This window comes from Microbacterium galbinum (genome assembly GCF_023091225.1).
Lineage (GTDB): Bacteria > Actinomycetota > Actinomycetes > Actinomycetales > Microbacteriaceae > Microbacterium > Microbacterium galbinum.
The window spans coordinates 452,380-474,518 of the sequence record NZ_JAHWXM010000001.1; the positions used below are offsets into that span (position 1 = coordinate 452,380).

Below are 22,139 nucleotides of genomic sequence, written 5' to 3' on the forward strand. Positions count from 1 at the left end.
GACTGGTGAGGAAAGCAACCTTTAACACCGTCCTGTGAGGCGGAGAAGGGAGCGGCTGATGAGTGCACGCACCGTCTTGCACGAAGCCGATATCTCGCGGGCTCTGACCCGTATCGCGCACGAGATCCTCGAATCGAATCGAGGGGCCGATGACATCGTCCTGCTGGGTATCCCGACCCGCGGAGTGACGCTCGCCCGTCGCCTCGGCGCTCTGATCAGCGAGATCGCTCAGCGTCCCGTTCCGGTGGGCGCCCTCGACGTCACGCTCTTCCGCGACGATCTGGCGAAGCATCCGACGCGTTCTCCGCGTCCGACCGAGATCCCCGCCGGCGGTATCGAGGGGCGCACGGTCGTGCTCGTCGACGACGTGCTCTTCTCCGGTCGGAGCATCCGTGCCGCGCTCGACGCGATCCAGTCGATCGGCCGCCCGTCCGTCGTGCGACTGGCGATCCTGGTCGACCGCGGCCACCGCGAGCTGCCGATCCGCCCCGATTTCGTCGGCAAGAACATCCCCTCCGCGCGCACCGAGCGTGTCAACGTGCGTCTCGTCGAGAATGACGGGGCCGAGGAGGTGACGATCGGCGAATGAGGCACCTCCTGGATACCCGCACCCTCGATCGCGCCACCGCGCTGCGCATCCTCGACGTCGCCGAGGACATGTCCGACACGCAGTCCCGCGAGGTCAAGAAGCTCCCGACCCTGCGGGGCAAGACCGTCGTGAACCTCTTCTTCGAGGACTCGACGCGGACGCGTATCTCGTTCGAGGCCGCCGCCAAGCGCCTCTCGGCCGATGTCATCAACTTCGCCGCCAAGGGCTCCAGCGTGTCGAAGGGCGAGAGCCTCAAGGATACGGCCCAGACCCTCGAGGCGATCGGCGCCGACGCGGTCGTCATCCGCCACCCCGGCTCCGGCGCCCCGCAGACGCTGGCGACGAGCGGATGGATCTCCGCCGGCGTCGTCAACGCCGGCGATGGAACGCACGAGCACCCCACTCAGGCGCTGCTCGACGCGTTCACGATCCGCAAGCGGCGGTTCGGTGCTGACAGCCGAGGCCGCGACCTCTCCGGCGTGCGCGTCGTGATCGTCGGCGACGTGCTGCACTCCCGGGTCGCGCGCTCGAACGTCTGGCTCCTCACGACCCTCGGCGCCGACGTCACCGTCGTCGCGCCGCCGACGCTCGTGCCGCAGAACGTATCGCTGTGGCCGATCCGCGTGGTCTACGACCTCGACGAGGCGCTGGCCGGCGAACCGGACGCGGTCATGATGCTGCGGATCCAGCTCGAGCGGATGAATGCCGCGTATTTCCCTACTGAGCGGGAGTATTCACGGCGCTGGGGACTCGACGCACGGCGTGTGGCCGGTCTTCCGGACGGTAGCATTGTGATGCACCCCGGACCGATGAACCGCGGACTGGAGATCTCCTCCGAAGCGGCCGATTCGCCCCGCTCCACGGTGCTGGAGCAGGTCACCAACGGAGTATCCGTGCGCATGGCGGTGCTGTACCTGCTGCTGGCAGGGGAACGAGACGACGAACGAGGGGGAGACCTGTGAGCGAGACCCTCGTCATCACCGGTGCGAAGCTGCTCGGCACGGACAGTGCCGACATCATCATCGAGGACGGCCTGATCGCCGAGATCGGCAGCGGTCTCAGCCGCGCCGGGGCTCGAGTCATCGACGCCGAGGGCCTGGTCGCACTGCCGGGCCTGGTCGACCTCCACACCCACCTGCGGGAGCCCGGCTACGAGGCATCCGAGACCATCCTCACCGGCACGCGGGCCGCAGCATCCGGCGGGTTCACGGCCGTCTTCGCGATGCCGAACACCTCGCCGGTCGCCGACACCGCCGGCGTGGTCGAGCAGGAACTCGCCCTGGGCGAGGCCGCCGGCTACGCCACCGTGCAGCCGATCGGCGCGGTCACCGTCGGGCAGAAGGGCGAGCGGCTGGCCGAGCTCGGGGCGATGGCCTCCTCGCGCGCCCGGGTACGCGTCTTCAGCGACGACGGCTTCTGCGTCTTCGATCCGCTCATCATGCGGCGCGCGCTCGAGTACGTGAAGTCCTTCGACGGCGTCATCGCCCAGCACGCACAGGATCCGCGCCTCACCGAGGGCGCCCAGATGAACGAGGGCACCGTCTCGGCGGAGCTCGGGCTCACGGGCTGGCCCGCGGTCGCGGAGGAGTCGATCATCGCGCGCGACGTGCTGCTCGCCGAGCACGTCGGGTCGCGCCTGCACGTCTGCCATCTGTCGACGGCCGGGTCGGTGGACATCATCCGCTGGGCCAAGAAGCGCGGGATCGCGGTGACCGCCGAGGTCACCCCTCACCACCTGCTCCTCACCGACGAGCTCGTGCGAGGATACGACGCCCGCTACAAGGTCAACCCGCCGCTGCGCCGCGAGGAGGACGTGCTCGCCGTGCGCGAGGGCCTCGCCGACGGCACGATCGACATCGTGGCCACCGATCATGCGCCGCACCCGAGCGAGGCGAAGGCGTGCGAGTGGCAGGCCGCCGCGAACGGCATGGTGGGGCTCGAGAGCGCCCTGCGCGTCGTGCACCAGTCGATGGTGCAGACCGGACTGCTCGGCTGGGAGGACGTCGCTCGGGTGATGAGCGCGACCCCCGCCAGGATCGGTCGTCTCACCGGTCACGGCACACCGCTCCTCGCCGGACAGCCCGCGCAGCTCGCGCTCTACGACGCCTCGGTCGAGGGCGTCTTCAGCGAGGGGGACCTGCACGGGCGCAGCACCAACTCTCCGTACCTCGGTCGGGCCCTGCCCGGTCGGGTGGAGTACACGGTGCACGGCGGACGGCTGACGGTCGACGCCGGCTCGCTGGTCGAGGGCCTGAACGCATGAGCGCACGGGACATCGCGATCGCGATCACCATCGCTTTCGCCCTCCTCGTCCTGCTGACGATGCTGCTCTCGTGGCGACGACGGCAGCGACGCGATTCGGCGATCGTCGCTCCGCTGGGAGTGCCCGAGCACGCCGAGGTCGCGTCGCGTCATGAAGTGCTCTACGTCTCGACGACGAAGCACGACCAGCCCCTCGAGCGCCTCGCGATCTCGCCGCTGGCCTACCGCGCACGCGGTGAGCTCGCGATCACGGACCGCGGCGTGGCGCTCTGCCTCGACGGAGCACCGACCGTGTTCCTCGCCTCCTCCCGCCTGGTCGACATCGGCCGCGCGACCGTCACCATCGACCGCGTGGTCGAGCCGGGCGGACTCGTGCGGATCGACTGGCGGGCCGACGACCTCACCGTCGTCGATTCCTACCTGCGACTCGCCACCGGCGATCCCCAGAACCTCATCTCCGACCTGCGACGGCTCATCCCCGCCGCTCACGACACAGGAGCCACAGAATGACCGCTCTTCCCGAATCCGCCGTGCTCGTCCTCGAGGACGGCACCCGTTACACCGGCCGCGCGTACGGCGCGCGCGGCACCACCCTCGGCGAGGTCGTCTTCTCGACCGGAATGTCCGGTTACCAGGAGACGATCACCGACCCGTCGTACGCCGGCCAGATCGTGCTGCAGACCGCACCCCACATCGGCAACACGGGGATGAACGACGAGGACCCCGAGTCCCGCCGCATCTGGGTCGCCGGCTACATCGTGCGCGACCCCTCGCGCGTCGTCTCGAACTGGCGCGCGAACGCCTCGCTCGACGACGTCCTCGTGCAGGACGGGATCGTGGGCATCAGCGGCATCGACACCCGCGCCATCACGCGCCACATCCGTTCCGCCGGCTCCATGCGCGGTGGCATCTTCTCGGGAGCGGATGCCGCGCTCGACGCCGATGAGCAGGTGCGCATCGTGCGCGAAGCGCCGCAGATGGCGGGTCAGAACCTGTCGGCCGAGGTCTCGGTCGACGCCGTCACGATCACGACGGCGCTGGGGGAGCGGGTCGGCAACCTCGCCGTCCTCGACCTCGGGGTCAAGCAGGCCACGATCGACAACCTCGCCTCCCGCGGTTTCGAGGTGCACGTGATGCCGCAGACGTCGACCATCGACGACATCCGCGCGATCGACCCCGTCGCCGTCTTCTACTCGAACGGCCCCGGTGACCCCGCGGCATCCGGCGACCACGTCGAACTCCTGCGCGCCGTGCTCGACGACGGCCTGCCGTTCTTCGGCATCTGCTTCGGCAACCAGCTGCTGGGGCGCGCGCTCGGCCTCGGCACCTACAAGCTGCCGTTCGGGCACCGCGGCATCAACCAGCCCGTGCTCGACAGGTCCACCGGGCGCGTCGAGATCACCGCGCACAACCACGGGTTCGCGGTCGACGCTCCGCTCGACGGCGCGTTCGACAGCCCGAACGGCTACGGCAAGGTCGAGGTCAGCCATATCGGCCTCAACGACAACGTGGTCGAGGGCCTGCGCGCTCTCGACATCCCCGCCTTCTCGGTGCAGTACCACCCGGAGGCCGCGGCAGGACCGCACGACGCCAACTACCTCTTCGACCGGTTCCGCGACCTGGTCATCGCCAGCCAGAAGGACGCCAAGTAATGCCCAAGCGCGACGACATCAACTCCGTCCTCGTCATCGGCTCCGGCCCGATCGTCATCGGCCAGGCCTGCGAGTTCGACTACTCCGGCACCCAGGCGTGCCGCGTGCTCCGCGAGGAGGGCGTGCGCGTCATCCTCGTGAACTCGAACCCCGCGACGATCATGACCGACCCGGACTTCGCCGACGCCACGTACGTCGAGCCGATCACCTGGGAGGTCATCGAGACCATCATCGCGAAGGAGCGCCCCGACGCGATCCTTCCGACCCTCGGCGGCCAGACCGCGCTCAACGCGGCGATCCAGCTCCACAACCACGGCATCCTCGAGAAGTACGACGTCGAGCTGATCGGCGCGAACTTCGAGGCGATCAACAAGGGCGAGGACCGCCAGATCTTCAAGCAGCTCGTGCTCGACGCCGGCGCCGACGTCGCCGACTCGCGCATCGCCCACACCATGGACGAGGTGCTGGCGGCCGCCGACGAGCTCGGGTACCCGCTCGTGGTGCGCCCGAGCTTCACCATGGGCGGCCTCGGCTCCGGATTCGCCTACGACGAGGAGGACCTGCGGCGCATCGCCGGCGCGGGTCTGCACGACTCGCCCACCAACGAGGTGCTCCTCGAGGAGTCGATCCTCGGCTGGAAGGAGTACGAGCTCGAGCTCATGCGCGACACCTCCGACAACACGGTCGTCGTCTGCTCGATCGAGAACGTCGACCCGGTCGGCGTGCACACCGGCGACTCGATCACCGTCGCCCCGGCGCTCACGCTCACCGACCGCGAGTACCAGAAGCTGCGCGACATCGGCATCGACATCATCCGCGCCGTCGGCGTCGACACCGGTGGCTGCAACATCCAGTTCGCGGTGAACCCCGAGAACGGGCGCATCATCGTGATCGAGATGAACCCCCGCGTCTCGCGTTCGAGCGCGCTGGCATCGAAGGCGACCGGATTCCCGATCGCGAAGCTCGCGGCGAAGCTCGCCCTCGGCTACCGCCTCGACGAGATCCCGAACGACATCACCGGCGTGACACCGGCGAGCTTCGAGCCCACGCTCGATTACGTCGTGGTGAAGGTGCCCCGCTTCGCGTTCGAGAAGTTCCCGGCCGCCGACGTCACCCTCACGACCACCATGAAGTCGGTCGGCGAGGCGATGGCCATCGGTCGCAACTACGCCACGGCCCTGCAGAAGGCGCTGCGTTCCCTCGAGAAGCGCGGCTCGAGCTTCCACTGGGGTCCGGAGGAGCGCTCCGTCGAAGAGCTCCTCGAGATCTCGAAGACGCCGACCGACGGTCGCATCGTGGTGCTTCAGCAGGCGCTGCGCAAGGGCGCGACGATCGAGCAGGCCTTCGACGCAACCGCGATCGACCCCTGGTTCCTCGACCAGATCGTCCTCATCAACGAGGTCGCCGAGATCGTGCGCACCGCTCCCGAGCTCGACGCCGCCACCTTGCGCTACGCCAAGGAGCACGGCTTCTCCGACGCGCAGCTGGCCGAGATCCGCGGCGAGAGCGAGGACGAGATCCGTGGCGTGCGCCGCGGCCTCGGCATCCGCCCGGTCTACAAGACCGTCGACACCTGCGCCGGCGAGTTCCCCGCCCTCACGCCTTACCACTACTCGAGCTACGACTTCGAGACCGAGGTCGAGCCCTCCGAACGCACCAAGGTCGTCATCATCGGCTCGGGACCGAACCGCATCGGACAGGGCGTCGAGTTCGACTACTCGTGCGTGCACGCGTCGTTCGCGCTGTCGGATGCCGGGTACGAGACCGTCATGGTCAACTGCAACCCGGAGACCGTGTCCACCGACTACGACACCTCGGACCGTCTGTACTTCGAGCCCCTGACGCTCGAAGACGTTCTCGAGGTCCTCGACGCCGAGGCCGCCAGCGGCACCATCCTGGGTGTCGTCTGCCAGCTCGGCGGCCAGACCCCGCTGGGGCTCGCGAAGGGCATCGAGGCGGCGGGGTACACGATCCTCGGAACGAGTCCTGCCGCGATCGACCTCGCGGAGGAGCGGGCGCTGTTCAGCGGCATCCTCGATGCCGCCGGGCTCGTGGCCCCGCGCCACGGTACCGCGATCGACGTCGACGGCGCCGTGGCGGTCGCCGAGGACATCGGTTACCCGGTGCTCGTGCGCCCGAGCTTCGTGCTCGGCGGTCGCGGCATGGAGATCGTCTACGACACCGAGAGCCTGCGCGACTACTTCGTGCGCACCGCCGGCGAGGTCGTCATCGAGGAGGGCAAGCCCCTTCTCGTCGACCGCTTCCTCGACGACGCGATCGAGATCGACGTCGACGCGCTGTTCGACGGCACCGAGCTCTACATCGGCGGCGTGATGGAGCACCTCGAGGAGGCCGGCATCCACTCCGGCGACTCGAGCTGCACCCTCCCGCCCGTCTCGCTCGGACGCAGCGACATCGATCGGGTGCGCACCGCGACGCTCGCGATCGCTCAGGGCGTCGGAGTCCGCGGCCTGCTGAACGTGCAGTTCGCGATCAGCGCCGGCGTGCTCTACGTGATCGAGGCCAACCCGCGCGCCAGCCGTACGGTCCCGTTCGTCTCGAAGGCGCTGGGGATCCCGCTCGCGAAGGCGGCCAGCCGCGTCATGGCCGGCTCCACGATCGCCGAGCTGAAGTCCGAGGGCATGCTGCCCGAGAACGACGGTTCGCGGGTGCCGCTCGGCTCGCCCGTCGCGGTGAAGGAAGCCGTGCTCCCGTTCAAGCGCTTCCGCACCAAGGACGGCAAGATCGTCGACTCCGTGCTCGGACCGGAGATGCGCTCGACCGGTGAGGTCATGGGCATCGACAAGGACTTCCCGACCGCCTTCGCCAAGAGCCAGGCGGCGGCATACGGGGGCATGCCCACCTCCGGCACCGTGTTCATCTCGGTCGCCGACTCCGACAAGCGGGCGGTCATCCTGCCCGCGCACCGGCTGCAGCAGCTCGGTTTCACGATCGTCGCGACCGAGGGCACGGCGGAGATCCTCTCCCGGAACGGCATCGCGGTGCAGGTCGTGGAGAAGTTCAGCGAGACCCAGGAGTCGGGCGCGCAGAACATCGTCGACCTGATCAACGACGGAGCGATCGACATCGTCGTGAACACCCCCTCGGGTGGCACGGCGCGTGCCGACGGCTACGAGATCCGCGCGGCGGCCGTCGCCGCCGACAAGGCGCTGTTCACGACCATGGCCGTGCTCGGCGCTGCCGTGAGCGGTATGGACGCGGCCGACGAGGGCTTCCAGGTGAAGAGCCTGCAGGAGTATGCGCTCGACCGTCAGGCCACGGTGTGAGTGCAGGTTTCGGTGAGCGGGCGCGCGCGGGGATCCTCGCGCGCGGCCCGCTCTGCGTCGGCATCGATCCGCACGCGGCGCTGCTGGCGTCGTGGGGTCTCGCCGACGACGCCCGAGGCGTGCGGGAGTTCGGTCTTCGCACGGTGGATGCCGTCGCCGAGCGCGTCGCGTTCGTGAAGCCGCAGGTCTCGTTCTTCGAGCGTTTCGGTTCGGCGGGCTTCGCGGCCCTCGAGGACGTGCTGGCCGCTGCACGGCGAGCGGGCCTGCTGGTGATCGCCGATGCGAAGCGCGGCGACATCGGCAGCACCATGGATGCGTACGCGGCCGCCTGGCTGACCCCGGGCTCGCCGCTCGAAGCCGACGCGCTGACGGTGAACCCGTACCTCGGTGTGGGCGCGCTCGACGGCGCTCTCGCTCTGGCGCACACGCACGGGAAGGGGCTGTTCGTCCTGGCGGCGACCAGCAACCCGGAGGCGCGGTCGCTGCAGGCGTCCACGGGTTCGGGCGGCTCGACCGTTTCCGCCCAGGTGATCGACGAGGTGTCCACGCGCAACGCCGCCGCCGTCTCCGACGGCGAGTGGGGGAGCGCGGGCTTCGTGATCGGTGCGACCGTGGACTGGACGGATGCCGCGATCGCGGCGTTCGCCCCACCCGCGCCCATCCTCGCCCCGGGGTTCGGAGCGCAGGGCGCGACCCCGCAGGATCTGCGCCCGCGTTTCGGCACCATGGCGCCCTGCGTGATCGCGAGCGAGAGCCGGAGCGTTCTCGCCGCCGGCCCGAACGGATTGGCCGATGCCGTGACCGCGCGCGTCGCAGAGTACGAGGAGTCCCTGAATGTCTGATGTCCGGGTGGTTCCCGAGGTCGACCGCGCCGCGGCGGCGCGCAAGGCGGTCGAACGCCGGCGTGCACGCGCATCGCTCAAGCGCGATCTGACCACGCGCGTGGTGACGCCGCAGGCGGTTCTGCGACGCGCGACGGAGGATGCCGACTCGGTCGAGGGTTCGTTGCGGATCACCGACTTCCTGCTGGCGCTCCCGGCGATCGGGGCGGGCAAGCGCGATCGCGTCCTCGACGAGTTGCGGATCTCCCCGGTGAAGCGCCTCGGCGGACTGGGCGTGCGTCAGCGCGCCGCGCTCGCGGAGTGGCTCGACGGCCGCTTCCCGGTTCCGGAGCCGCGCGGGGCACGCAGTCGACTGCTCGTCCTCGCGGGCCCGACGGCTGTCGGCAAGGGCACCGTGGCGGCGCACATCCGCGAGAACCACCCCGAGATCCACCTCTCGGTCTCGGCTACGACGAGGGCTCCGCGACCGGGCGAGGTCGACGGGGTGCACTACTACTTCGTCGACGACGCCGAGTTCGATCGGCTCATCGCCGAGGGTGAGCTCCTGGAGTACGCCGTCGTGCACAACCGCTCCCGCTACGGCACGCCGCGGGCGCCGATCGACGCCGCACTGGCCGAGGGCAGGACGGTGCTGCTCGAGATCGATCTGCAGGGCGCGCGCCAGGTGCGGGCCGCCGAACCGTCGGCCACGCTCATCTTCCTGCTGCCGCCGAGCTGGGACGAACTGGTGCAGCGGCTGGTCGGACGAGGCACCGAGGGCCCCGAGGAACGGGCGCGCCGACTGCGCACCGCGAAGGTCGAACTGGCCGCGCAGAACGAGTTCGACCACCTCATCGTGAACGAGACGGTCGCCGCTGCGGCCGACGAGGTCGTAGAATTGTCTTCAAGCTCTGCGCGCTGAGTGCTCTCGCGCGCCCATCGCACCGTCTTCGCGACGATCCCGTCGCCTGATCAGGAGGTCTCATCATGGCCGGACACCACACCAAGGGCATCATCGATCCCCCCATCGACAACCTGCTCGACCGCGTCGACTCGAAGTACGAGCTCGTGATCTACGCGTCGAAGCGCGCACGTCAGATCAACGACTACTACTCCGATCTGCACGAGGGCAACCTCTTCGACAACGTCGGCCCGCTCGTCGACTCCTCGGTCGAGGACAAGCCGCTCACGATCGCGCTGCACGAGATCAACGAGGACAAGCTCCGCCTGCGTCACGCAGAGTGATATTCGCGGCCCGCGCACCCGCTCTGTCGGTGGCGCGGGCCAGAATGGGTTCATCAGCCCTTCCCCTTCCGATCCCGTTCTGGAGTCCCCGATGAGCGCCCTGCGTCTGTTCACGTCCGAGTCCGTCACCGAAGGGCACCCGGACAAGATCTGCGACCAGATCTCGGACAGCATCCTCGACGGTCTGCTCTCGAAGGACCAGGACTCCCGCGTCGCGGTCGAGACCCTCGTCACCACCGGCCTCGTGCACGTGGCCGGCGAGATCCGTACCGAGGCGTACGTCGACATCCCGACGATCGTCCGCCAGGTGGTCAACGGCATCGGCTACACCTCCAGCGAGACCGGCTTCGACGGCGACTCCTGCGGCGTGAGCGTCTCCGTGGGCGAGCAGTCCACCGACATCGCGCACGGCGTCGACAACGCGCAGGAGCACCGCGACGGCTCCTCCGTCGACCCGCTCGACGGGCTCGGAGCCGGCGACCAGGGCATCATGTTCGGGTTCGCGACGAACGAGACGCCGCAGCTCATGCCCATGGCGGCGTGGACGGCGCATCGCATCGCCGAACGCCTCACCGAGGTCCGCCGCAGCGGCGAGCTCCCCTTCCTCCGCCCCGACGGCAAGACGCAGGTCACGCTCGGCTACGACGGCTTCACCCCGAAGACCGTCGACGCGGTCGTCGTGTCGACCCAGCACCACCCCGACATCTCTCAGGACGAGCTCAAGTCCCTCGTGCGCGAGCGCGTGATCGCGCCCGTGCTCGCGACCACGGGCCTCGACCTCGATGACGTCACGTATTACATCAACCCTGCGGGCCCGTTCGTCACGGGTGGCCCCAAGGGCGACGCCGGCCTGACCGGACGCAAGATCATCATCGACACCTACGGCGGGGCTGCGCGCCACGGCGGGGGAGCGTTCAGCGGCAAGGACCCGTCCAAGGTCGATCGCTCGGGCGCGTACGCGACCCGCTGGGTCGCGAAGAACGCGGTCGCGGCCGGACTGGCGGACCGGCTCGAGGTGCAGGTCGCCTACGCGATCGGCGTCGCGCGCCCCGTGGGCCTCTACGTCGAGACCTTCGGCACCGGCAAGGTCTCCGACGAGATCATCACCCGGGCCATCAACGAGGTCTTCGATCTGCGACCGCAGGCGATCATCGAACAGCTCGACCTGCTGCGCCCGATCTACGCGCAGACCGCTGCCTACGGTCACTTCGGCCGAGAGCTGCCCGACTTCACGTGGGAGCGCACGGATCGGGTCGACGAGCTGCGCCGCGCCGCCGGCCTGTGACGGAACGCCACCTCCCATGAGCGCCGAGAGCCGGCGCATCGCGCGCGTGCTGCTCGACTCACCGCTGCCGCAGCTCGACCGTCTCTTCGACTACGCGGTTCCCGCCGAGCTCGGCGACGTCGCGCCCGGTGTGCGCGTGAAAGTGCCGCTGCGCACGGCGGGGCGGGTGATCGACGGCTACGTCGTCGAGGTCGGCACCGAGGACGACGCCGACCGGCCGCTGTCCGAGGTCGACACCGTCGTCTCTCCGGTCCAGGTGCTGCCGGAGCGATTGCACCGGCTCGCCCGAGCGGTCGCCGATCGCGCGGCGGGTTCGGCATCCGACATCCTCCGCCTCGTCATCCCGAAGCGGCAGGTGCGCGTCGAGAAGGCCTGGACCGCCGACTCCTCGCCGTTCGAGCCGTCCGCCGAGGTCGTCGCCGCAGCGGAGGCCGTCGTCTCCCTGTACGACGGACTGGGGGAGACCCTGAGCGACGGAGGACGTGCGGCGGTCGAGGCCATTCCGGGTCTCGACGACGGCCGACCGGCATGGGCCGTGCTTCTCGCCGGCGCAGCCGTGCGCACTCTCGCCGCCGGGAGATCATCGATCCTGGTCGTTCCCGATCACCGTGATCTCGATCGGGTGCTCGCCGCCCTCGCCGACCTCGTCCCGGCGGAGCAGGTGGTGCGCTACGACTCGCGCCAGACGAACCCGGATCGTTACCGCGCATTCCTCCGCTCGCTCGAGGACGCGCCCTGCATCGTCGTCGGCAACCGCTCCGCCGTCTATGCGCCCGTGCGGGCGGGACTCGTCGTGATCTGGGACGACGGCGACCCGCTGCTCGGCGAGCCGCTGGCCCCGTACGTCAACGCGCGCGATGCGGCCCTCCTCCGCCAGGGCGAAGAGGGGTCCGCTCTGCTCCTCGCCGGGCACACCCGCACGACCGACGTCGAACGTCTCGTCGCTCTCGGGTGGCTCCGCGACATCCGAGCGACACGTCGCGTCCTTCCCCGCGTCATCCTGAGCACGCCGCAGGAGATGGAGCAGCCCACCGCGCAGCGCATGCCCTCGTCGGCCTTCCTCGCCGCCCGTGAGGCGACGGCGGAGGGCCCCGTGCTCGTCCAGGTGTCGCGCCCCGGGTTCGCTCCTTCCCTGGTGTGCGCCGAGTGCCGGGCACCCGCGCGCTGTGCGCACTGCGGCGGTCCCCTCGGCGCACGCCATCGGGGCGCGGTGCCGGTGTGCGGCTGGTGCGGTCGGAGCGCACGCGCCTGGACCTGCCCGACGTGCTCGTCGACGAAGCTGCGCCTCGCGTCCTCGGGCAGTGAACGCACGGCCGATGAACTCGGTCGCGCATTCCCGGGAGTCCGAGTGATCGTGGCGGACGGTGCGCACCCCGTCGAGCGGGTCGATGCCAAGCCCGCGCTGGTCGTGGCGACGCGCGGTGCCGAACCCGCAGCCGACGGCGGGTATCGAGCGGTCGTCCTGCTCGACGGCCCGCGGATGCTGCAATCGCCGGACCTTCGTATCGGCGAGTCGTGTCTGCGCTGGTGGTCGAATGCTGCGGCCCTCGCGGCTCACGGCGCACCCATCCACCTCGTCGGCGTGAACGGCCAGGCCGCGCGCGCGCTGGCGACCTGGAACCAGAGCGGTTACGCCCGCTCCGAGCTCGAGAGCCGCGCACCCCTGCACATGCCGCCCACGACGCGGGTCGCTCTCGTCGAGGGGTCGGCGGCCGCCGTCTCGCGCGCGCTCATCGCGCTCGGAGAGCTCGCGCTGCCCTCGGATGCCGTGCTGGGCCCCGTGCCTGTCGAGTCCGACGACATCCCTGCCCGCGTGCGCGCGCTCGTACGATTCGAGTACGGCGCCGGAACACGGGTGGTGACCGCGCTGCGCGCCGCCGTCGTCGCCGAAGCGGTCGCCAGCCGCCGCGGCCGCGGGAAGAATCCGCGGAGCACCCTCACCGTCCGCCTCGATATCCTCGATCCTGAACTCTGATCCCTCCGGAGAACCTTTCATGCGCCTCGTCTTCGCCGGCACACCGGCCGCCGCCGTTCCCACGCTCCGCCGCCTGGCGACCGAGCACGATGTCGTCGGTGTCGTCACACGACCCGACGCGCCGCTCGGACGCAAGCGGGTGCTCACGCCGTCCCCGGTCGCCCAGGCCGCTGTCGAGCTCGGCATCCCCGTCATCGCTGCTGCCCGCCTCGACGCCGAGGCGACCGAACGCATCCTCGCCCTCGAGCCGGAGCTCGGCGTGATCGTCGCCTACGGTGGCCTCGTGCGGGAGCCGCTCCTCTCGGGGCCCCGCGAGGGCTGGATCAACCTGCATTTCTCGATCCTGCCCGCGTGGCGCGGCGCCGCACCGGTGCAGCGCGCGCTGATCGCCGGCGATCCCGTGCTCGGTGCGAGCGTGTTCCGACTCGTCGCAGAGCTCGACGCGGGCGATGTGTTCGCGACGCGGGAGATCGCGCTTCCCGACTCGTCGACCGCGGACGTCGCCCTCGCGACACTCGCCGACGACGGTGCGGCGCTCACCGCCGACGTGGTCGCCGCGATCGCCGACGGCAGCGCCCGCGCCGTTCCCCAGACGGGAGAGCCCTCCTTCGCCCCCAAACTCACGCTCGAGGACGGCGCCCTCGACTGGTCGGCCCCGGTCGAGGTCGTCTTCGCGCGGTTCCGCGGGGTCACCCCCGAACCCGGCGCGCATACGACCGTCGGCGGACAGCGGGTGAAGATCCTCGAAGCCGCTCCTGCTGCCGAGAGGGCTCAGCTCGCACCGGGGGAGATCAGCGCGACGAAGACGGCGGTGCTGATCGGCACCGCGTCGGCCCCGCTCGCCGTCACGCGCGTGCAGCCCGCGGGCAAGGGAGCGATGAACGCCGCCGACTGGTGGCGCGGACAGCGGGACGCCGAAGGGATGCGTGCAGCATCATGAGCGACGACAAGCGACGGCGCCCGGGCAAGCCCGGGCCCTCCCGTCCCCGGACCGATGCCACGCAGCGATCGGCACGGGGCAGCGGTCAGCGGGTGCAGGCCCGCACCGTGCAGCCCGCACGACGGGTGGCCTACGGAGTGCTTCGTGCCGTGTCCGAGGACGACGCCTACGCGAACCTCGCGCTGCCGCACGCGATCGGCGAGGCCGGTCTCACTCCGCAGGACGCGGCGCTGGCGACCGAGCTGACCTACGGCACGCTCCGCCGCCGCGGCACCTACGACGCGATCATCTCCGCCGCCGCCGATCGTCCGGTCGACTCGATCGATCCTGCGGTCCTCGATGCGCTGCGCCTGGCCGTGCATCAGCTGCTCGCCACGCGCGTGGCATCGCACGCCGCGGTGAACGAGTCGGTGAACATCGTCGCCACCGAGGTGAGCCGGGGAGCGTCGAGCTTCACCAACGCCGTGCTCCGCCGCGTCTCGCGCGAGACGCCGGGCGAGTGGCAGGACAAGATCGAGTCGTCCGCGCGGTCCGACGACGAGCGCCTGGCACTGCGCAGCGCGCATCCCGTCTGGGTGATCCGTGCGCTTCGCCGTGCGCTCGACGCCGAGGGCCGGGTGTCGGAGCTCGATGCGCTTCTCGAGGCCGACAACGCCTCTCCCGAGGTGACGCTGGTCGCCCTTCCCGGGCTCGCCGAGCCGGCGGAGCCCCGTCGCCCGTATGCCGCGACCGCGTTCGGATCGCCCGGCGGCGATCCCCACCGCATCATCACCGATGCGCGCGGAACCGTCCGCGTGCAGGACGAGGGCTCGCAGCTCGTCGCGCTGGCTCTCGCCGCGGCGAAGCCGATAGCCACCGGAGAGAAGTGGCTCGACCTCTGCGCGGGCCCCGGCGGCAAGACCGCACTGCTCGGCGCGATCGCCCACGAGACCGGTGCCGTACTCGAAGCGAACGAGGTGGTCCCGACCCGCGCGGGGCTGGTGCGCAGCGCGCTGCGCCCGGTCCCCGGAGATATCCCGGTGCACGAAGAGGATGGCCGTATGCTCGCCGCCTCTCGCCCCGGCGAGTTCGATCGCGTGCTCGTCGACGCTCCCTGCACCGGTCTCGGTGCGCTGAGGCGACGCCCGGAGGCGCGCTGGCGCAAGTCACCCGCCGATGTCGCCGAGCTGGTTCCGCTCCAGGAGCAGCTGCTGTCGGCGGCGGTCGACGCCCTCGCGCCCGGCGGCATCGTGGCCTACGTCACCTGCTCGCCTCACCTCGCCGAGACGACCGGAGTGGTGCAGGAGGTTCTCCGCGGGAGGGAGGACCTCGTCGAGCTCGATGCCCGGGCCGTGGTCTCCGAGATCTCCCGTTCGCCGATCGATCTCGCATCCGACGGCCGCGCCGAGTCCGGTTCCGTCCAGCTGTGGCCGCACCGTCACGGCACCGACGCCATGTTCCTCGCGCTCCTGCAGCGCGTACCGAAGGGAGAGTGACCGTGGAGCTTCCCCGCGCGCCGCGCATCAACCCGAGCATCCTCGCCGCCGATTTCGTCAACATGCAGAGGGACCTCGCGAAGATCGCCTCCGCCGACTTCGCGCACGTCGACGTCATGGACAACCACTTCGTGCCGAATCTCACGTTCGGACCGCAGATGGTCGAGCGCATCCAGGCGACGAGTCCGATCCCGCTCGATGTGCATCTGATGATCTCGGATCCCGACCGCTGGGCTCCCGGTTACGCCGAGCTGGGGGCCGCGAGCGTGACGTTCCATCTCGAGGCCGCCGCCGATCCGGTGGCGCTCGCCCGCCGTCTGCGCGACATCGGCGCGCGTGCCGGCGTGGCGATCAAACCGGGGACCGCGGGGGAGAGTCTTTACGACATCCTCGACGAGTTCGATCAGATCCTCGTGATGACCGTCGAGCCCGGCTTCGGCGGCCAGGGGTTCATGCCCGAGACGATGCCGAAGCTGCGCGGACTCGCCGACGAGGCGCGGCGTCGGGGATCCGATGTCTGGTTGCAGGTGGACGGGGGGATCTCCGATCGCACGATCGAGATCGCCGCAGCCGCGGGGGCCGACACCTTCGTCGCGGGATCGGCGGTGTACGGTGCCGACGACGTCGAAGCCGCCGTCACGCGGCTCAGGGGCCTCGCGGGAGCCGGTAGCCTGGAAGCGTGAAGACTTTCGACGAGCTGTTCGCCGAGCTCAGCGTCAAGGCCGAGACCCGACCCGAGGGATCGGGCACGGTCGCCGAGCTCGACGGCGGCGTGCACACCATCGGCAAGAAGATCGTCGAGGAGGCCGCCGAGGTCTGGATGGCCTCGGAGTACGAATCCGATGAGGCCGCCGCCGAGGAGATCTCCCAGCTGCTCTATCACGTTCAGGTGATGATGCTCGCGAAGGGACTCTCCCTGCAGGACGTCTATCGACATCTGTGATGCGCTCCGCCCATCCCGATTCGATCTGAAAGTCAGACATGCTGCGCATTGCCGTTCCCAACAAGGGCTCTCTCTCCGAGACCGCCGCCGAGATGCTCGCGGAGGCCGGATACGCCGGCCGGCGCGACCCCAAGACCCTGCACGTGCTCGACGCCGAGAACGACGTCGAGTTCTTCTTCCTCCGCCCGCGTGACATCGCCACCTACGTGGCGTCCGGCGCGCTCGACGTGGGGATCACCGGTCGTGACCTCCTCCTCGACGTGCAGCAGCCCGCGCGCGAGATCGAGCAGCTCGGATTCGGTGGCTCGACGTTCCGCTTCGCGGGCCCTCCAGGCCGTTTCTCCTCGCTGGAGGACCTCGAGGGCGTGCGCGTCGCGTCCGCCTACCCGGGCCTCGTCGGCGCCTTCCTGCGCGAGCACGGTGTCACCGCCGAACTCGTGCATCTCGACGGTGCCGTCGAGTCGGCCGTGCGCCTGGGAGTGGCGGATGCCGTGGCCGATGTTGTCTCGACCGGTACGACCCTCCGCCAGGCGGGTCTGGAGATCTTCGGCCCGGTGATCCTCGAGTCCGAGGCCGTGCTGATCAGCCGTGACGGCGATGCAGATGGAACCGACACGCTGCTGCGTCGCCTGCGCGGGGTGATGGTCGCCCGCCGCTACGTGCTGGTCGACTACGACCTGCCGGCCGAACTCGTCGATCAGGCCGTCGCGATCGCTCCGGGGCGCGAGTCTCCGACGATCTCGCCGCTGCGCGATCCCGCCTGGGTCGCCGTCCGGGTGATGATCCCGCGCAAGCGCGTGAACCAGGTGATGGACGACCTCTACGCGCTCGGAGCGCGGGCGATCCTCGTCACCGCCATCCACGCCGCGAGGCTCTGATGGCTCTCGCGCGGCGCGTGATCCCGTGCCTCGACGTCGCCGACGGCCGCGTCGTGAAGGGCGTGAACTTCGAGAACCTCCGCGACATGGGGGACCCTGTCGAACTCGCCCGGCACTACGCCGCTCAGGGCGCGGACGAGATCACCTTCCTCGATGTCACGGCCACGGTCGACGCCCGTGCGACGACCTACGATGTCGTGCAGCGCACGGCGGAGCAGGTCTTCGTGCCTTTGACCGTCGGCGGGGGAGTGCGCACCGTCGACGACGTGGCTCGGCTTCTGGCCGTGGGCGCGGACAAGGTCGGCGTCAACTCCGCGGCCATCGCGCGGCCCGACCTCATCGGCGAGATCGCCGACCGCTTCGGCGCACAGGTGCTCGTGCTGTCGCTCGACGTCAAGCGCGCGGGGAACACGGCTTCCGGTTTCGTCGTCACCACGCACGGAGGCCGCACGCAGACGACGCTCGATGCCCTGGAGTGGGCGCGCGAAGCCGCCGAGCGCGGCGCCGGAGAGCTTCTCGTGAACTCGATCGACGCGGATGGCACGCGCGACGGTTTCGACCTCGAGCTGGTGAGCCTCATGCGTGAGGTCGCGACCGTCCCCGTGATCGCCTCCGGTGGTGCCGGTGCCGTGGAGCACTTCGCCCCGGCGATCCACGCGGGAGCCGATGCCGTGCTCGCCGCCAGCGTGTTCCACACGGGCGCGCTGACCGTCGGCGACGTGAAGGATGCGCTGCGCGCAGAAGGAGTGCTGGTCCGATGACCGATCTCGATGCCAGAGTCGCCCGGGTGGCCTGGAACTCCGATGGGCTCGCCCCGGTGATCGTGCAGCAGTACGACTCGCACGAGGTGCTCATGATGGCGTGGGTCGACGAGGAGGCCCTGCGGCGCACTCTCACGTCCGGTCGCGCGACGTACTGGTCGCGTTCCCGCCAGGAGTACTGGCGCAAGGGCGACACCTCCGGCAACATCCAGGTCGTGCACGGAGCCCGACTCGACTGCGACGGCGACGCGATCCTGCTCTCGGTCGATCAGACCGGTCCCGCGTGCCACACGGGGACGCGCACGTGCTTCGACACGACCGATCTCGAAGCCGCGGTCGGGGGCGCGTCCGAATGAACGTGGCGCGACGCGGACGTTCGATCACCCTCCTCGGGTTCCTTCTCGCCGGTGCGATCGGGATCATCTCGTCGACGCAGACCTGGCTGACCGTGCAGCGAGCGGATGCCGGGGCCGAGATCCTCGTCCCCGGAGCATCCGCTCTGGTGCTGCTCGCCCCGCTGAGTCTCGCCGTGCTCGCGCTCGGCGCGGCGCTGTCGATCGCCGGCCCGGTACTGCGCCTGATCTTTGCGGTGCTCGCCGCCGTGGCCGCCGTGTTCCTCGGGTGGTCGACGCTCCAGCTGCTCGTCGGGGTGCCGCTGTCGGCCGTGGCTCCGACGGTGACCGAGGCGACGGGTCTCGCCGGTGATTCCGCCGTTGAGACGGTCGTCGCGTCGATCACCCCCTCGGCCTGGCCGGTCATCGCACTGGTCGGGTGGGTGCTGCTCCTCGCCGCCGCCGTGTTCGCGCTGTGCACGTGGCGACGCTGGAAGAGCGGCGGGCGTCGGTACCGCACGGGAGACGATGTCCCCGCCCACACCGACGGCCCCGTCGATGCGATCGATTCCTGGGACGACCTGTCCCGCGGAACCGATCCGACCCGATGACCCCGATAGACTGAATCCGATCCCGCTGTCGTTCCCCGGAGGAGACCATGACCAACCCGATCGCCGACCCCGGCCACGGACACTCGCCTGCGGCGTGGACCGCTGTCGTGATCATGCTCATCGGCTTCACCGCCGCCACAGTCGCGTTCTGCTTCGAGCAGCCGACCCTCGTCTGGATCACGGCCGCGTTGATCCCGATCGGTGCGCTCGTCGGTTGGATCCTCGCCAAGGCCGGTTACGGCGTGAAGGGCCCCAAGTACTCGCCGAAGGCGCACTAGTGGTTCTCGCCGACCTGACGGCCGGCGCTGTCGCAGACGCCGAGCGTCGCACCCTGTCGCGTCCATTGGCGCAGGTCGAGCGAGAAGCCCTCGCGCGGCCCGCCGCGAAGGATGCGCTGTCGTTCCTCGCGCCCGCGGAGCGAGTGAAGATCATCGCCGAGGTCAAGCGTGCGAGTCCGTCGCGCGGGGCACTCGCCGACATCCCCGATCCGGCACTCCAGGCCTCGCTGTACGAGACGGGCGGTGCGTCGGCGATCAGCGTGCTGACCGAGGAGCGTCGTTTCGGTGGCAGTCTGGCCGACCTCGAGGCCGTCACCGCCCGCGTGTCGCTTCCGGTGCTGCGCAAGGATTTCATCGCCACCCGCTATCAGGTGCTCGAAGCACGCGCGGCCGGCGCCGACCTGGTGCTGCTGATCGTCGCCGGACTGGAGCCCGCCGTGCTGCGGGAGCTCTTCGGGTTCATCGGCGAGCTCGGTATGACGCCGCTCGTCGAGACGCACTCCGCCGACGAGCTGGAGGCGGCGATCGATCTCGGCGCACCGCTCATCGGGGTGAACGCACGCGACCTGACGACGCTCGAGCTCGATCGCGATCTCTTCGGACGACTGTCCGACCGCATCCCGGACTCCGCGATCAAGATCGCCGAGTCCGCGGTCCTCACACCCGCCGACGTCGCTCACTACCGGGGGGCGGGCGCCGACGTCGTCCTCATCGGCGAGGCGCTCGTCACCGGCGACCCGGTCGCGACACTCACCACTTTCCTGGAGGCCGGCGAATGAGCCTGCGTGAACAGCATGGTCCGTACTTCGGAAGCTTCGGTGGCCGGTACATGCCGGAATCGCTCATCGCGGCGATCGACGAACTGACGGCGGCCTACGAGGCCGCGGTCGCCGATCCGGAGTTCCGTGCGGAACTCGCCGGGCTCCTGACCTCCTACGCCGGACGCCCGTCGATCCTCACCGAGGTGCCGCGCTTCGCCGAGCACGCCGGGGGAGCGCGCGTCTTCCTCAAGCGCGAGGACCTCAACCACACGGGTTCCCACAAGATCAACAACGTTCTGGGGCAGGCGCTGCTGACGAAGCGCCTGGGCAAGACCCGCGTCATCGCCGAGACCGGTGCCGGACAGCACGGAGTCGCCACCGCCACCGCCGCGGCGCTCTTCGGACTCGAGTGCACGATCTACATGGGCGAGGTCGACACCGAGCGCCAGGCGCTCAACGTCGCGCGCATGCGGCTGCTCGGTGCAGAGGTCGTCGCGGTGACCTCGGGCTCGCGCACCCTGAAGGACGCGATCAACGACGCCTACCGCGACTGGGTCGCCTCGGTCGAGACCACCAACTACATCTTCGGCACCGCCGCGGGTCCGCACCCGTTCCCGGCGATGGTCCGAGACTTCCAGAAGATCATCGGCGAAGAGGCGCGCGAGCAGCTCCTCTCCGAGGTCGGACGCCTTCCGGACGCCGTCGTGGCGTGCGTCGGCGGGGGCTCCAACGCGATCGGCATGTTCGACGCGTTCCTCGACGACGAGGGCGTGCGACTGTACGGCGTCGAGGCCGCGGGCGACGGCGTCGACACCCCGCGGCACGCGGCGTCGATCGAGCGCGGCCGTCCGGGTGTGCTCCACGGTTCGCGCACCTACGTTCTGCAGGACGGCGACGGCCAGACTGTCGAGTCCCACTCGATCTCGGCCGGCCTCGACTACCCGGGGGTCGGGCCGGAGCACTCGTGGCTCGCCGACATCGGGCGAGCCGCATACATCCCCGCCACGGATGACGAGGCGATGCAGGCGCTGCGCCTCCTCAGCCGCACCGAGGGCATCATCCCGGCCATCGAGTCGGCCCACGCTCTCGCCGGTGCGCTGCGCATCGGACGCGAACTCGGACCGGATGCCGTCATCGCGGTGTGCCTGTCGGGACGCGGGGACAAGGACATGGCGACGGCCGCGACCTACTTCGACCTCTACGACGCCTCGACGACCGATGGAGGAGACCAGTGAGTCGCATCGAGCGCGCCTTCGAGAAAGCGGAGTCCGAGGGGCGCAAGGTCTTCGTCGGCTACCTCCCGGTCGGTTACCCCGATCTCGAGACGAGCATCCAGGCGGCGATCACCCTCGCCCGCAACGGGGTCGACATCATCGAGCTCGGACCGCCCTACAGTGATCCGGTCATGGACGGCGCCGTCATCCAGGAGGCGACGACCGCCGCGCTGGCCGCCGGCTTCCGAACGGCCGATCTCTTCACCGCGCTGCGCGCCATCACCGCGGCCACCGATGTTCCGGTTCTCGTCATGACCTACTGGAACCCGGTCGTGCAGTACGGCGTCGACCGGTACGCCGACGACCTGCTCGCCGCCGGTGGGGCGGGGCTCATCACCCCCGACATCACGCCCGAGGTCGCCGACGAGTGGATCGCCGCGAGCGAGCGCACCGGCCTCGACCGGGTCTTCCTCGCCGCGCCGACCTCGTCCGATGAACGACTCGCCCTGGTCGTGCGTTCGTCCACCGGTTTCGTCTACACCGTCTCGACCATGGGAATCACGGGGGAGCGGGCCGAACTGGACCGCGCCGCCCGTACCCTCGTCGGACGCCTGCGCGCACAGGGCGCCACACGGGCCTGCGTCGGGATCGGCATCTCCACGCCCGAGCAGATCGCCGCGGTGTCCGAGTACGCCGACGGTGCGATCGTCGGTACGGCGCTCGTCCGCGCGCTCCGCGACGGGGGCCTCGACGCTCTCGCCGAGGTCACCCGAACCCTGGCCGACGGCACGTCGTCGTCGCGCCCCGTCACCGAGAAGTAGGATCGCACT

23 protein-coding genes are annotated in these 22,139 nt (G+C 70.1%); all 23 read left to right on the forward strand.

The window, feature by feature from the left end; all coding sequences use genetic code 11:
* The first annotated feature begins 58 nt into the window (after window positions 1-58).
* The 23 genes from pyrR to trpA all read left to right on the forward strand — a co-directional run bounded on the left by pyrR (window position 59) and on the right by trpA (window position 22,130).
* Window positions 59-589, forward strand: a complete 531-nt coding sequence (pyrR, locus tag KZC52_RS02270; protein WP_247622447.1) for a bifunctional pyr operon transcriptional regulator/uracil phosphoribosyltransferase PyrR — start codon at window positions 59-61, stop codon at window positions 587-589.
* Window positions 586-1,551: an aspartate carbamoyltransferase catalytic subunit gene (locus KZC52_RS02275; RefSeq protein WP_247622448.1), complete on the forward strand. Its 966-nt coding sequence runs from the start codon at window positions 586-588 to the stop codon at window positions 1,549-1,551. The genes pyrR and KZC52_RS02275 overlap by 4 nt, the downstream gene beginning before the upstream one ends.
* Window positions 1,548-2,852: a dihydroorotase gene (locus tag KZC52_RS02280; RefSeq protein WP_247622449.1), complete on the forward strand. Its 1,305-nt coding sequence runs from the start codon at window positions 1,548-1,550 to the stop codon at window positions 2,850-2,852. Before KZC52_RS02275 ends, KZC52_RS02280 begins: the two co-directional genes overlap by 4 nt.
* Complete coding sequence (locus tag KZC52_RS02285) at window positions 2,849-3,361, forward strand: PH-like domain-containing protein (RefSeq protein ID WP_247622450.1); 513 nt, start codon at window positions 2,849-2,851, stop codon at window positions 3,359-3,361. Before KZC52_RS02280 ends, KZC52_RS02285 begins: the two co-directional genes overlap by 4 nt.
* Window positions 3,358-4,503 carry a glutamine-hydrolyzing carbamoyl-phosphate synthase small subunit gene (gene carA, locus KZC52_RS02290; RefSeq protein WP_247622451.1) on the forward strand — a complete coding sequence of 382 codons (1,146 nt, stop codon included), beginning with the start codon at window positions 3,358-3,360 and terminating at the stop codon, window positions 4,501-4,503. The genes KZC52_RS02285 and carA overlap by 4 nt, the downstream gene beginning before the upstream one ends.
* Complete coding sequence (carB, locus tag KZC52_RS02295; RefSeq protein ID WP_247622452.1) at window positions 4,503-7,790, forward strand: carbamoyl-phosphate synthase large subunit; 3,288 nt, start codon at window positions 4,503-4,505, stop codon at window positions 7,788-7,790. Before carA ends, carB begins: the two co-directional genes overlap by 1 nt.
* Complete coding sequence (pyrF, locus tag KZC52_RS02300; protein WP_247622453.1) at window positions 7,787-8,632, forward strand: orotidine-5'-phosphate decarboxylase; 846 nt, start codon at window positions 7,787-7,789, stop codon at window positions 8,630-8,632. Before carB ends, pyrF begins: the two co-directional genes overlap by 4 nt.
* Complete coding sequence (gene gmk / locus KZC52_RS02305) at window positions 8,625-9,533, forward strand: guanylate kinase (RefSeq protein ID WP_247622454.1); 909 nt, start codon at window positions 8,625-8,627, stop codon at window positions 9,531-9,533. Before pyrF ends, gmk begins: the two co-directional genes overlap by 8 nt.
* A 65-nt stretch (window positions 9,534-9,598) precedes the next feature.
* On the forward strand, window positions 9,599-9,856 hold the full coding sequence (gene rpoZ, locus KZC52_RS02310; protein WP_247622455.1) for a DNA-directed RNA polymerase subunit omega: 258 nt from the start codon (window positions 9,599-9,601) through the stop codon (window positions 9,854-9,856).
* A 91-nt stretch (window positions 9,857-9,947) separates the two neighbouring features.
* A complete protein-coding gene (gene metK, locus KZC52_RS02315; protein WP_247622456.1) occupies window positions 9,948-11,141 on the forward strand; it encodes a methionine adenosyltransferase in 1,194 nt (397 codons plus the stop codon).
* A 16-nt stretch (window positions 11,142-11,157) separates the two neighbouring features.
* Window positions 11,158-13,116, forward strand: a complete 1,959-nt coding sequence (locus KZC52_RS02320; protein ID WP_247622457.1) for a primosomal protein N' family DNA-binding protein — start codon at window positions 11,158-11,160, stop codon at window positions 13,114-13,116.
* Window positions 13,117-13,135: 19 nt separating this feature from the next.
* Window positions 13,136-14,056 carry a methionyl-tRNA formyltransferase gene (gene fmt / locus KZC52_RS02325; protein WP_247622458.1) on the forward strand — a complete coding sequence of 307 codons (921 nt, stop codon included), beginning with the start codon at window positions 13,136-13,138 and terminating at the stop codon, window positions 14,054-14,056.
* On the forward strand, window positions 14,053-15,531 hold the full coding sequence (locus KZC52_RS02330) for an RsmB/NOP family class I SAM-dependent RNA methyltransferase (RefSeq protein WP_247622459.1): 1,479 nt from the start codon (window positions 14,053-14,055) through the stop codon (window positions 15,529-15,531). Before fmt ends, KZC52_RS02330 begins: the two co-directional genes overlap by 4 nt.
* 2 nt (window positions 15,532-15,533) lie before the next feature.
* On the forward strand, window positions 15,534-16,214 hold the full coding sequence (gene rpe, locus KZC52_RS02335; RefSeq protein ID WP_282185352.1) for a ribulose-phosphate 3-epimerase: 681 nt from the start codon (window positions 15,534-15,536) through the stop codon (window positions 16,212-16,214).
* The gene (locus KZC52_RS02340; protein WP_017202142.1) at window positions 16,211-16,474 is read left to right on the forward strand and encodes a phosphoribosyl-ATP diphosphatase; all 264 of its coding nucleotides are present in this window, start codon (window positions 16,211-16,213) and stop codon (window positions 16,472-16,474) included. Before rpe ends, KZC52_RS02340 begins: the two co-directional genes overlap by 4 nt.
* Before the next feature lie 38 nt (window positions 16,475-16,512).
* Window positions 16,513-17,352, forward strand: coding sequence for an ATP phosphoribosyltransferase (hisG, locus tag KZC52_RS02345; protein WP_247622460.1), 840 nt, complete (start codon window positions 16,513-16,515; stop codon window positions 17,350-17,352).
* Window positions 17,352-18,113: an imidazole glycerol phosphate synthase subunit HisF gene (gene hisF / locus KZC52_RS02350; RefSeq protein WP_247622461.1), complete on the forward strand. Its 762-nt coding sequence runs from the start codon at window positions 17,352-17,354 to the stop codon at window positions 18,111-18,113. Before hisG ends, hisF begins: the two co-directional genes overlap by 1 nt.
* Window positions 18,110-18,469: a phosphoribosyl-AMP cyclohydrolase gene (hisI, locus tag KZC52_RS02355; RefSeq protein WP_247622462.1), complete on the forward strand. Its 360-nt coding sequence runs from the start codon at window positions 18,110-18,112 to the stop codon at window positions 18,467-18,469. The genes hisF and hisI overlap by 4 nt, the downstream gene beginning before the upstream one ends.
* Complete coding sequence (locus KZC52_RS02360) at window positions 18,466-19,056, forward strand: Trp biosynthesis-associated membrane protein (RefSeq protein ID WP_247622463.1); 591 nt, start codon at window positions 18,466-18,468, stop codon at window positions 19,054-19,056. Before hisI ends, KZC52_RS02360 begins: the two co-directional genes overlap by 4 nt.
* Window positions 19,057-19,103: 47 nt before the next feature.
* Window positions 19,104-19,334, forward strand: a complete 231-nt coding sequence (locus KZC52_RS02365; protein ID WP_247622464.1) for an HGxxPAAW family protein — start codon at window positions 19,104-19,106, stop codon at window positions 19,332-19,334.
* Window positions 19,334-20,113, forward strand: a complete 780-nt coding sequence (gene trpC, locus KZC52_RS02370) for an indole-3-glycerol phosphate synthase TrpC (protein ID WP_247622465.1) — start codon at window positions 19,334-19,336, stop codon at window positions 20,111-20,113. Before KZC52_RS02365 ends, trpC begins: the two co-directional genes overlap by 1 nt.
* Complete coding sequence (trpB, locus tag KZC52_RS02375; RefSeq protein WP_247622466.1) at window positions 20,110-21,330, forward strand: tryptophan synthase subunit beta; 1,221 nt, start codon at window positions 20,110-20,112, stop codon at window positions 21,328-21,330. Before trpC ends, trpB begins: the two co-directional genes overlap by 4 nt.
* Entirely contained in the window at window positions 21,327-22,130 is an 804-nt protein-coding gene (gene trpA, locus KZC52_RS02380; protein WP_247622467.1) for a tryptophan synthase subunit alpha, read from the forward strand. Before trpB ends, trpA begins: the two co-directional genes overlap by 4 nt.
* Window positions 22,131-22,139 lie beyond the last annotated feature (9 nt).

Bases quoted from the DNA above. Each gene is read 5' to 3' on its own strand.
- pyrR (WP_247622447.1), top strand. From the start codon at position 59: ATGAGTGCACGCACCGTCTTGCACGAAGCCGATATCTCGCGGGCTCTG.
- KZC52_RS02285 (WP_247622450.1), top strand. From the start codon at position 2,849: ATGAGCGCACGGGACATCGCGATCGCGATCACCATCGCTTTCGCCCTC.
- fmt (WP_247622458.1), top strand. From the start codon at position 13,136: ATGCGCCTCGTCTTCGCCGGCACACCGGCCGCCGCCGTTCCCACGCTC.
- metK (WP_247622456.1), top strand. From the start codon at position 9,948: ATGAGCGCCCTGCGTCTGTTCACGTCCGAGTCCGTCACCGAAGGGCAC.
- hisI (WP_247622462.1), top strand. From the start codon at position 18,110: ATGACCGATCTCGATGCCAGAGTCGCCCGGGTGGCCTGGAACTCCGAT.
- KZC52_RS02320 (WP_247622457.1), top strand. From the start codon at position 11,158: ATGAGCGCCGAGAGCCGGCGCATCGCGCGCGTGCTGCTCGACTCACCG.
- gmk (WP_247622454.1), top strand. From the start codon at position 8,625: ATGTCTGATGTCCGGGTGGTTCCCGAGGTCGACCGCGCCGCGGCGGCG.
- trpB (WP_247622466.1), top strand. From the start codon at position 20,110: ATGAGCCTGCGTGAACAGCATGGTCCGTACTTCGGAAGCTTCGGTGGC.
- KZC52_RS02330 (WP_247622459.1), top strand. From the start codon at position 14,053: ATGAGCGACGACAAGCGACGGCGCCCGGGCAAGCCCGGGCCCTCCCGT.
- KZC52_RS02365 (WP_247622464.1), top strand. From the start codon at position 19,104: ATGACCAACCCGATCGCCGACCCCGGCCACGGACACTCGCCTGCGGCG.
- rpoZ (WP_247622455.1), top strand. From the start codon at position 9,599: ATGGCCGGACACCACACCAAGGGCATCATCGATCCCCCCATCGACAAC.
- hisG (WP_247622460.1), top strand. From the start codon at position 16,513: ATGCTGCGCATTGCCGTTCCCAACAAGGGCTCTCTCTCCGAGACCGCC.
- hisF (WP_247622461.1), top strand. From the start codon at position 17,352: ATGGCTCTCGCGCGGCGCGTGATCCCGTGCCTCGACGTCGCCGACGGC.
- KZC52_RS02275 (WP_247622448.1), top strand. From the start codon at position 586: ATGAGGCACCTCCTGGATACCCGCACCCTCGATCGCGCCACCGCGCTG.
- carB (WP_247622452.1), top strand. From the start codon at position 4,503: ATGCCCAAGCGCGACGACATCAACTCCGTCCTCGTCATCGGCTCCGGC.
- carA (WP_247622451.1), top strand. From the start codon at position 3,358: ATGACCGCTCTTCCCGAATCCGCCGTGCTCGTCCTCGAGGACGGCACC.
- KZC52_RS02360 (WP_247622463.1), top strand. From the start codon at position 18,466: ATGAACGTGGCGCGACGCGGACGTTCGATCACCCTCCTCGGGTTCCTT.